Raw genomic sequence first — 9,432 nt, 5'->3', positions numbered from 1 at the left:
CGCTAGGTCCAGTGACCGTGCTGCTCCCCGTCGCGCCAGAGTTCACCGGGCGGATGCTGTGCGCCACGCGCACGAGGTTTTGCTGCGACGTGGACTTTTGGTCGCCGGCCCGCATGTCAGGCGCTTTGGCGGCGGTCTCGATCTCGATCTCGTACCGGACGGGGTCGTTGGCGGACCACGTGGAGCCCGGGCGGCCGTATCCGCCGCTGGTGCCGGCCCACGTCCGGAGCGCGTTGTTGCGGTCGTAAGCGCGCACGACGAACGTGACCACGTCCACGGCCATGACGCCTGCAAACGTGAAGCCGGCGGGCGCAGATGAGGTGGCCGGGTCCACCTGGTTGGTCCAGCGCTCGACGCGGTAGGTCGCGCGCTTGGAGGTCCCCACGCGGACGGAGTCCCCGGTCTCGCGAAGTACGTAAGAGACGGCCTTTAGCGAGTGCTCCACCGACGTCGCGGACCCGGCGGGCGGAGGTTCGCTCGTGATAAAGGTGAAGCGGTCGGTGCGCGCCGCCGTCCCCTCGATGTCCATGATGTAGTAGCCCATCCCCGCCTGCGCCTGTTGCCGCGTGCGGATGTTCTCGATCTCGCGCTGCGCGGTGTCGAAAAAGGAACCGGCGTGCTCTTGCGCGCGGTCGTGGACGACCGTCTCAATAGCGGCCTGATGCTGCCGCATCTGGACGAACAGGAGCGCGCCCAGCAGGGTGGCCCCCACGAGAATCGCCGTCAGATGGTCGAAGATGGCTTGCATGGGTGCGGGACTAGTTGGTGGTGTGAGCCGCGCCAGAGGCGGGCGTTACGACGCGGCGCAGGCGGGCCATCACAGGAGCCTTGCCGATGTAGCCCGACGGGACGGCGGTGACGATCACCGTGATCTCCTTTGCGAGCGACCGGTTTGGGCTCGCGGTCGGGTCCGAGGGGTCGAGGTAGCGGACGGAGACGGAATCGCGGAAGCTCAGCGTCTCCCCGTTGCGCTCGGCGGAGACGGGACGGGCGATCCCGTTGAAGTCGTCCAGGTCGTCGTAGCTGCTCTCGTTCGTCTCGCCGGCCTCGCGGCCCAACTGGTTGCTGGGCGTGAGGCCCTGGGTCGAGGAGCGCATTCCATCACGTCCGACATCGGCCTCGTCGAACGCGCGGCGCTGGATCTCGTGGAGGCGGGCGCGGGCCAAACCGGCTGCGGCCGTCTCGTACTCGGCCGTGATCGAGATCCGCTCCAGCCCCGCGTCAGACTCGTGACGGCTGAGGGTGTAGAGCGAGAAGATGAGGATGGCGGCGAGGGCCAGAATGGTTTGCTGCATCGGGAGAGGTGCGGGGCGTGCTGAGGCCTCACGCCACCTCTATGCCGACGCCCTCTGGCGGGCGATGCGATCCCGAATTGGAACACCAAAATGCCCCTGGCGCCGTCCAAGCTCGCCTGGGTCTCAGGCTGAGAGAGCGGCTCGTACCGAAGCGAGAAGGGACAATTCTTCCGGCCGGAACGGAATTGTTACGCGGAGGCCCCGGTGAGCGCGTCGACGTAGGCTGAGACCGCGCGTGCCCACCCCATCTCCAGAGCGTCCGAGACCAACGCCTGCCCGATTGATACCTCCAGCACGCCCGGGACCGATTGCACGTACATCCCGACGTTGGTGAGATCGAGGTCGTGGCCCGCGTTGACGCCCAGGCCCAGGCCTCTGGCGGTCTCGGAGGCCGCGGCGTGGCGGTCCAACTCCTCGCGGGCGTCACCGGAAGCGGCGGCCCAGGCGTACGGGCCGGTGTAGAGTTCGACGCGGTCCGCGCCCACGTCCGCGGCGCGGCGGATGGAATCTCCCACGGGGTCTACGAACAGGCTGACCCGGCACCCGCGCTCTTTCAGCCGGCGCACGATGGGTGCCAGCCGGTCCCCGTCTCGCGCGAGGTCCCACCCATGGTCGCTCGTCCGTTGGTCCGACGCGTCGGGCACAAGTGTGGCCTGGTCCGGCCCGATGTCCAGCAGGAGGGACTCGAACCCCGGGTAGCTCTCGCCAGGGGCCGAAAACGGGTTGCCCTCCAAATTGAGCTCTACACCTCTGGCGTGCGCGATGCGCGCGAGGGCATAGGCGTCCTCCGGCAGGGCGTGACGGCGGTCCGGGCGGGGGTGCAGCGTCAGGCCCGAAGCGCCCGCGTCCAGCACCGCTTCGGCGGCGCGTTCCACGCGCGGGCGCGCCAGAGGCCCGGGGTGGGTCCCGGCCCGCGCGTTCCGCATGAGGGCGACTTTGTTGAGGTTGACGCTAAGGAGAGTCACGGCAGATCGGGGGCGGGGCGGGGCATGGACGGCACGATGCCGCCCGCGGGTTCCGGCCTCTGGCGGCGCGAGAGAAACTCGCGAGGACGATGGCGGTCTCCTCAGCGCGCCCGTGGGTCATCTTGCCTTTCGGGTGCGCCGGCGGTAACCTCAATGACTGTCTGGCCGACTTCATTTCGGCCTCGGCCCCTCCCTCACCCGCACTTCCTTCGAGCGACATGCGTCTCGCCATTCAGGTGGTTCTCGCCATCGCCATCGTCGTCCTGGCGTACTTCCTCTTCCGTGCCATCCGCGATCCGTACGTGGAAGAGCAGGCTCGGATCGAGCAAACGACCATCGGACGCGAACGCATGGACGACGTGCGCAGCGCGCTGATCGCGTTCCGCGACGTCAAAGAGGGCTACCCCTCGACGCTGGACTCCCTCGTGTACTTCGTCAAGAACGACACCGCGTTCGCGATGCCGGAGATGGACCCCGAGAACGTTCGGCTGACGAGCTTCAACGCGGACTCGCTCGCGTTCTCCGCCCGCAACGGCCAGCGGTTCAACTACGAGGTCGTCGAGAACGACACCACCGAGTACGAGATCTACTGGCTGCAGGACCCCGGCGCGCTTGGCGACTCCATCGGGTCTCGCGTCCTGAACCCCGCTCTGCGTAACGCTGCCTCCTGGCTCGAGTAGCCGGAGGGTAACGGGACCCACGCCAGCTCTGCCGCGTCCACCGCACGTGCCACGACGCGTCGCCATCCTCGGACTCCAGGGCTCGCTTCTCCGATACGCGGAGATCGAGATGGGGGAGGCCATGTCTCTCCGCCGTCTGGGTACCGTTGAATTTGACGGCGACGTGGAGCGCACGCTGCTAGGCGACGGCGGGCCCCCGCTTGGACCCGCGCTGGAACGCGCCGTCCGCGAGGTGTTCGCGATCGACGCCTCTGGCGCGCCAGAGGCCCTGATCGTCGCGGCCCACCCGTCGCACACCGTCAGCTTTGCGACGCCGCTGCCCGAGTCGTTGGGCGCGGCGGCCACCCACGAGCAACTCCGGCAGGAAGCCGCGTTGCTCGCGGACGTGCCCGCTGGCCGCCCCGTCCGGATCCGGGCCGTTCCTGTGCGGAGCGAGCCTCTGGCGAGGATCGCAGACGCGACGCCCGAGCCGCATCAGTGGCACCACGTGCTGTACCTGAGCGAAGCGGTCCACGCGCGGCTGTCCCTCCTCGCACGGGCGCTCGGCGTGGGATCGTACGACCTCGTCGATACGACGCGCGCGGCGGCGGCGATCGTGCAGCGTCTGGACCCGAGTGGCGACGTGGACCGCGTGACCCTCGCCGTAGGCGCGTACGCCGGGCACACCGAATACGCGCTCTGCCGCGGCGGTGCGTGGGCGTACGGCCATCACGGACCGGGCGCAGCCCCCGAGGACACCGCTTACTACGCGCTCGCGCTTCTGGAACGGCTCGGTTTGGAAGCCGACGCGCCGCGCCGCCTGTTCGTCTACGGCGACGACACGAGCGAGGGCCGCCTCGGGCTTCTCACGCAGATGCTGGACCTTCCCGCCGAACTCCTCGACCCATTGGTGCTGTTCAACCGCAGGCCGCCAGAGGCCGGGCAAGCGCAGCTCTCCGGTTTCGCCCCTCTCCTGGGCGTAGGGTTGGACTAGATGCGCATCACGGGAGGCCGGCTGGGGAGGCGAACCATCGACGGACCTCCTGCGAAGGATGACCGCGTCCGCCCGACGACGGACCGGGTCCGCGAGGCGCTGTTCAGCATTCTGGGCTCGCGCATGTTGCTTTCCGATGCGACCGTCGTGGACCTGTTCGCGGGCACCGGCGCACTGGGGTTGGAGGCGCTGAGCCGCGGCGCGCGGCACGCGACGTTTGTGGACGCGCACGCGCCCACACTGTCTCTCGCGCGCAAGAATGCGCGAACGCTCGGCGTCGACGCGCAGTGCACGTTTCTCCGCGCAGATGCCCTGGCCTTTCTCAGCCGCGCGCCTCTGGCGCCCCGGCCCGACCTGATCTTCGCGGACCCGCCCTACGCGCTGGACGCGATCCCCGAGCTTCCGCCGCTGGCGAGGGCGCACCTCGCGCCGGAGGGCCTGTTCGTGTTGGAGCACGATTCCCGCCACGACTTCGCCGACGACCCTTCGCTGGTCCTCTCGCGAGACTACGGAAGCACGCGGATCAGCGTGTTCGAGGCGGACGCGTAGCACACGCCAGAGGCGCAGACGCCTACCGCTGGCGGCGAGCAGAGAATGGGGAGACCTTGGGGCGCACTTCCCAGCCTGACATGACTCGCGCACTCTACGCCGGCACGTTTGACCCACCCACGTGTGGGCACGTGGACATCATTGCCCGCGCCCTCGCGCTGTTCGACCGCGTCGAGGTGACCGTTGCGGTGAATGCAGAGAAGCGGACGCTGTTTTCCTCAGACGAACGCGTGCGCCTGATCCAAGACAGCACGCAAGCGCTGGAAGGGCACGAGCGCATCGAGGTGACCGCTTTTGAGGGGCTGCTCGTCGACCGCGCCCGGGCCTCTGGCGCGACGGCGCTCGTGCGGGGGATCCGGGGCGCCGCGGATTTCGACTACGAGATGCGCATGGCGATGGCCAACCGGCACTTGCTCCCGGGATTGGAAACTGTCTTTCTGGCGCCAGAGGCGGCATTCCAGTTCGTGTCCAGCACCATCGTGCGCGACGTGCACCGGTGGGGCGGGGACACGTCGGGGTTCGTGCCCGACGCGGTTCAGAGGGCGTTGGCCGCCAAGCGGTAGCGCGACCGGAGCGGCCGCCTCTGGCGTGCTGTGGCCGCTCGCGGTCTGGCTGAGCGAGCGTGGCGCTCTTGAGCATCGCGGCTGAAAGTTGGGTGTAAGGCTGTAGGCCCGAAAAGTTGATCCAGGGTGGGAGGGGCCGTTGATACCTTGGGGCTCCCTAGCCGCATGACTGAGATCGCTACCTCACACGTCACCGAAACTCTCAATCGTCACGTGGAGACGGTTCAGCCGTCGGCAACGCTGGCGGTGTCCGCACGCGCGAAGTCCCTGTCCAGCCAGGGGCACGATATCGTCTCGCTCTCCGCAGGCGAGCCCGACTTCGGCACGCCGCAGCCCATCGTGGACGCCGCTCACCAAGCGCTCCGGGACGGGTTTACGCATTACACCCCGAACGCCGGGATTCCGGCCCTCCGGGAAGCCGTCGCCGCAAAGCTTCAGCGCGACGGGATCGACGTCCAGGCCCAGAATGTGTTGTGCTCAAACGGCGCGAAGCAGTCCGTCGCGCAGGCGGTGCTCGCCGTCTGCGGCCCTGGCGATGAGGTGCTGATCCCCGCCCCGTACTGGGTGAGCTACCCCGAGATGGCTCGGCTTGCAGGCGCCACGCCCGTCCCCGTCGCGACCCGCGTCGCGGACGGCTACACGATGACGCCAGAGGCGCTTCGGGCGGCGATCACGGACCAGTCTCGGGTGCTGCTGTTCAACTCCCCGTCCAACCCGACGGGCGCCGTGTACTCGCCGGAGCTCGTCCGCGAACTCGCCGACGTGATCCGCGAGCATCCAAACCTGCTCGTCGTCTCGGACGAGATCTACGCGCAGGTGGTGTTCGACGCGCAGCACCTCTCGATGGCGTCCCTGCCCGGTATGCTGGAGCGGACGATGACGATCAACGGCTTCTCCAAAGCCTATGCCATGACCGGGTGGCGCCTGGGCTACGCCGCCGGCCCGCTCTGGTGGGCCGACGCGATGGCGACGATCCAAAGCCAGATCACCAGCGGACCGTCCTCGATCTCGCAAAAAGCGGGCGTCGCGGCGTTGGAGATGGATTCAGCGCCGTTGGACAAGATGGTGGGCGCGTTCCGCCAGAGGCGGGACGCTTTTCTCGCACGCCTGGACGCGATTGACGGCGTGCAGTGCCCCAAGCCGGAAGGTGCGTTCTACCTCTTCCCGGACGTCTCCGCCTACTACGGCACCACGACGGCCTCTGGCGCCACGATCAGCGGCAGCGCCGATCTGTGCCTGTACCTGCTCGAAGAGCATGGAGTAGCGCTCGTCCCTGGCGTCGCCTTTGGCGACGACAACGGGGTGCGGATCTCCTACGCCGCAGGCATGGACGACCTGATGAAGGCCGCGGACCGTATCGAGGGCGGATTGGGCGCGCTCCGCTAGGCGTCTCGCCAGAGGCCTCTGGCGGGGTTCAGGCTTTGCTGGAGAACCACTCCGTCAGGCGGAGGCCGGGACCCGGCGGGACCACGCGCGGCGCGAAGGCCTGGAGCTTGGTGAGCAGCCCCGGTACCACGCGGCGCCTGTTACGCGCGAGGGCCTGCAACCCCGCCTTCGCCACCGCCTCTACCGGCTGTGCGCCGCTGAAAAAGGCGTCGTCCATTGCGGCCCGCTCGGCGAACCCCGTTCGTACCGGGCCGGGGCAGAGCGAGGAGACGTGGACGCCAGAGGCGCGGAGTTCGTGGTGCAGCGCATCCGTGAAGGAGAGCACGTAGGCTTTCGTCGCGGCGTACACAGCCATGCGTGGGACGGGCATAAATCCCCCGAGGCTCGCCACGTTGAGGATGCCGCCGGTGCCCCGCTCGGCCATACCGGGCGCAAATCGCGCCGTCAGTTGCGTGAGCGCCGTCACGTTGAGCTCGGTCATGCCACTGGCGCCAGAGGCGTGCTGTAGAAACGGTCCGGCCAGGCCGAACCCCGCGTTGTTGATCAACACGTCGACTGTCTCGCCCGCCGCGCCGACGCGGTCGGCCAGATCGTCGGCCGCGCCAGAGGGCTGGAGGTCCGCCGCGAACACGGCCGTTTGTGGTCCGAGGCTACGCGCGAGATCCTGTAGTTCTGATTCTCGCCGGGCTACGAGGAGCACGCGGGCCCCGAGAGGGACGAGTTGCCGCGCCATCTCCAGGCCAATCCCGGAGGACGCGCCAGTCAGTAGAACGGTCGTGTCGCGGTAGAATTCGTGCACGGGTGGCGGAGCGAGAAAGGGGAGGCGAGCTTGAATCGCACGATACCGCCAGTCCCTCCATGACCCGACTCGAATTTCTGACAGCGGCGACGGAGCGGCTCCACGCCTCTGGCGTCGAGGACGCGCGGCGCAACGCGGAATGGATCGTGGAGGACGTGACGGGGGCCTCTCGCGCCGGTCTGTACGCGTCGCCCAACGCACAGGTCGGAGACGAAGAGCGGGAGCGGATGGAAGGCATGGTTTTGCGACGGGCCTCTGGCGAGCCCATCCAGTACGTCCTCGGCCACGCCGATTTTATGACGCTGCGCCTACGCGTGGCGCCCGGCGTGTTGATCCCCCGTCCAGAAACCGAAGAGGTCCTGGAAGCCGCGCTCTCTGCGATTCGGGAATGTGCCGATCCCTGGGTGCTGGACATCGGAACGGGAAGCGGCGCCCTCGCCCTTGGCGTCGCCTCGGAACGCTCGGACGCGACCGTCTTCGCCGCCGACGTATCGCCAGAGGCCCTGGAGATCGCGTCGGCGAACGCGGACGAACTCGGCCTGGATGTGTCGTTCGTGCACGCGGACGCCCTCCGCCCCCAATTCGCCGACCGCGTGCCGCCCGCGTTCGACCTCATCCTCTCCAATCCGCCTTACGTCCCGCTAGCGGAGCGCCCGTCGCTTCAGCGCGAAGTCCGCGAGCACGAACCGGGGCTGGCGCTTTTCGTCCCGGACCACGACCCCCTCGTGTTCTACCGGGCCGTCGCAGGCCACGCCAGCGGCCTCTTGCGTCCGGGGGGATGGTTGGTGGTGGAGACCCACGCCGATCACGGTAGGGCGGTGGTCGAGTTGTTCCAGGCGTCGGGGCTGACCGAAACGGCGCTCCAGCAGGACCTCTCGGGACGCGACCGCATCGCGCGCGGGCGGATGCCGCTCGCCTCTGGCGCCAGAGGCTGAGTAGCAGGGCATCCCGGTATCCCGCTAGGCGAAGCCGGGAACGAAGCTCATGCGTCTCCGCGTGAGGTGTTGAGTTGCATCTCGCTGAGCGCGACCCCTCCGTTGGGACCGAAATCGAGCGTGCGGATCGGGAACGGGATGGTGATCTCGTTTTGGTCGAACGCCACCTTCAGCGCCTTGATCGCTTGGCTCTGCGCGTCCAGGAAGTCCGTCTGCTTCGAGAAGTCGACCCAGAACCGCAGCGTGAAGTTGATCGAGGAGTCGCCGAACTCGTTGTAGTACAGCTGGACCGGGCGGCTCGTGTTACGGACGTCGAGCCCCTCGATGGCTTCGAGCGCGACGCGCTCGGCTTTCTCCAGGTCATCTCCGTATCCAACGCCGCACCCGAGGTCGACGCGGCGATGCCGGGTTGCGGAGAAGTTGACGATGGGTTCCTGAAACACCTTCGCGTTCGGGATGATGACGGTCTGCCCCTGAAACGTCTCGATCAGCGTGCTCCGAAGCGTGAGCTCCTTGACCGTGCCCATGTACCCGTTGGTCTCCACGATCTGCCCGACCACGAAAGGGTTGCGCACGGCCATGAGGACGCCCGCGATGAAGTTAGAGGCGATGTCCTGGAACGCGAAGCCGAGCGCCAGCCCCACAACGCCTGCGCCGGCGAGGAGGGTGGTCACCACATCGTCGGCGCCAAGCGTGCCCAGCGCGATAAACGTGCCGGCCGCGAGGACGACCACGTAAGCCAGCGTCGCGATCAGGTTGGCGACATTCTTGGCCTGGGGTGCGTGGTTCGTCACCCGCTCCATCACCTTCCTTACGCCGCCTCGGACCACCCTTGCCACGAACGCCGCAGCGATCACGATCAAGATGGCGATCACCAAGTTCGGCAGCAGCAGGACGATGTCCCGCCCCCAGCCTTCCACCTTGTCGACCAGGTCTACAAACGTGCCGCTAAGGCTTTTCGGCTCTGCGGCGGCCGCTTGCGCGGCGGCTGCGGCTCCGGTGGTGTCAGTCTGAGCGGCGGTCTGCATACGGGTCGGTCGGCGCGGGTGAGTGCCCTGGACCGATCCGTCCCGGATACTGTTCCTCTGGCGCCAGAGGCCGGCCTCTGGCGAGGGGCGCAGGTGGCCCGACCGCCGCGCGTTCTAGGCCAGCGCTGACGGGCCGCACTCACGCCATGGAGCGCCTCTCGGACGCTCAACTCTGGTAGGAGCCCGAGCGCGGTTAAGGCTATGTTTCGGACGTAACGAGAGGCCTCTGGCGTCCGTTCTTGCTGCCCACCTCCTGCAT

At 68.0% G+C, this 9,432-nt stretch carries 11 protein-coding genes; 6 read left to right on the top strand and 5 right to left on the bottom strand.

Going from position 1 to position 9,432, the window contains the following annotated elements; translation table 11 throughout:
* The 3 genes from BSZ36_RS19325 to BSZ36_RS07720 form a co-directional block, all read right to left on the bottom strand.
* On the bottom strand, positions 1-748 hold a 748-nt coding region (locus BSZ36_RS19325), incomplete at its 3' end, for a hypothetical protein (protein ID WP_179271082.1).
* Between the two features lie 10 nt (positions 749-758).
* Positions 759-1,295 (bottom strand): hypothetical protein, encoded by a 537-nt coding sequence (locus tag BSZ36_RS07725; protein ID WP_094547580.1) that lies wholly within the window; start codon positions 1,293-1,295, stop codon positions 759-761.
* Between the two features lie 188 nt (positions 1,296-1,483).
* Positions 1,484-2,260 carry a pyridoxine 5'-phosphate synthase gene (locus tag BSZ36_RS07720; protein ID WP_094547577.1) on the bottom strand — a complete coding sequence of 259 codons (777 nt, stop codon included), beginning with the start codon at positions 2,258-2,260 and terminating at the stop codon, positions 1,484-1,486.
* A gap of 218 nt (positions 2,261-2,478) precedes the next feature.
* On the opposite strand from BSZ36_RS07720, the gene BSZ36_RS07715 reads away from it, so the two are divergent.
* The 5 genes from BSZ36_RS07715 (at position 2,479) to BSZ36_RS07695 (ending at position 6,411) form a co-directional block, all read left to right on the top strand.
* Entirely contained in the window at positions 2,479-2,940 is a 462-nt protein-coding gene (locus BSZ36_RS07715) for a hypothetical protein (RefSeq protein WP_094547575.1), read from the top strand.
* Positions 2,941-2,986: 46 nt separating this feature from the next.
* The gene (locus tag BSZ36_RS07710; protein WP_094547573.1) at positions 2,987-3,913 is read left to right on the top strand and encodes a hypothetical protein; all 927 of its coding nucleotides are present in this window, start codon (positions 2,987-2,989) and stop codon (positions 3,911-3,913) included.
* The gene (locus BSZ36_RS07705; protein WP_094547571.1) at positions 3,914-4,462 is read left to right on the top strand and encodes an RsmD family RNA methyltransferase; all 549 of its coding nucleotides are present in this window, start codon (positions 3,914-3,916) and stop codon (positions 4,460-4,462) included.
* A gap of 80 nt (positions 4,463-4,542) precedes the next feature.
* Entirely contained in the window at positions 4,543-5,025 is a 483-nt protein-coding gene (coaD, locus tag BSZ36_RS07700) for a pantetheine-phosphate adenylyltransferase (protein ID WP_094547569.1), read from the top strand.
* Between the two features lie 165 nt (positions 5,026-5,190).
* Complete coding sequence (locus BSZ36_RS07695; protein ID WP_179271081.1) at positions 5,191-6,411, top strand: pyridoxal phosphate-dependent aminotransferase; 1,221 nt, start codon at positions 5,191-5,193, stop codon at positions 6,409-6,411.
* A 28-nt stretch (positions 6,412-6,439) separates the two neighbouring features.
* Here BSZ36_RS07695 and BSZ36_RS07690 read toward each other — a convergent pair whose 3' ends face one another.
* Entirely contained in the window at positions 6,440-7,210 is a 771-nt protein-coding gene (locus BSZ36_RS07690) for an SDR family NAD(P)-dependent oxidoreductase (RefSeq protein ID WP_218827605.1), read from the bottom strand.
* Positions 7,211-7,269: 59 nt separating this feature from the next.
* On the opposite strand from BSZ36_RS07690, the gene prmC reads away from it, so the two are divergent.
* On the top strand, positions 7,270-8,145 hold the full coding sequence (gene prmC / locus BSZ36_RS07685) for a peptide chain release factor N(5)-glutamine methyltransferase (protein WP_094547567.1): 876 nt from the start codon (positions 7,270-7,272) through the stop codon (positions 8,143-8,145).
* Positions 8,146-8,192: 47 nt separating this feature from the next.
* Here prmC and BSZ36_RS07680 read toward each other — a convergent pair whose 3' ends face one another.
* A complete protein-coding gene (locus tag BSZ36_RS07680) occupies positions 8,193-9,173 on the bottom strand; it encodes a mechanosensitive ion channel family protein (RefSeq protein ID WP_094547565.1) in 981 nt (326 codons plus the stop codon).
* Positions 9,174-9,432 lie beyond the last annotated feature (259 nt).

It is taken from the genome of Rubricoccus marinus (assembly GCF_002257665.1).
Lineage (GTDB): Bacteria > Bacteroidota > Rhodothermia > Rhodothermales > Rubricoccaceae > Rubricoccus > Rubricoccus marinus.
Note: the sequence above shows the minus strand (reverse complement) of the source record. Positions and strands in the feature narration are given on the sequence as shown.

Bases quoted from the DNA above. Each gene is read 5' to 3' on its own strand.
- coaD (WP_094547569.1), top strand. From the start codon at position 4,543: ATGACTCGCGCACTCTACGCCGGCACGTTTGACCCACCCACGTGTGGG.
- BSZ36_RS07680 (WP_094547565.1), bottom strand. From the start codon at position 9,173: ATGCAGACCGCCGCTCAGACTGACACCACCGGAGCCGCAGCCGCCGCG.
- BSZ36_RS07725 (WP_094547580.1), bottom strand. From the start codon at position 1,295: ATGCAGCAAACCATTCTGGCCCTCGCCGCCATCCTCATCTTCTCGCTC.
- BSZ36_RS07715 (WP_094547575.1), top strand. From the start codon at position 2,479: ATGCGTCTCGCCATTCAGGTGGTTCTCGCCATCGCCATCGTCGTCCTG.
- BSZ36_RS07695 (WP_179271081.1), top strand. From the start codon at position 5,191: ATGACTGAGATCGCTACCTCACACGTCACCGAAACTCTCAATCGTCAC.
- prmC (WP_094547567.1), top strand. From the start codon at position 7,270: ATGACCCGACTCGAATTTCTGACAGCGGCGACGGAGCGGCTCCACGCC.
- BSZ36_RS07705 (WP_094547571.1), top strand. From the start codon at position 3,914: ATGCGCATCACGGGAGGCCGGCTGGGGAGGCGAACCATCGACGGACCT.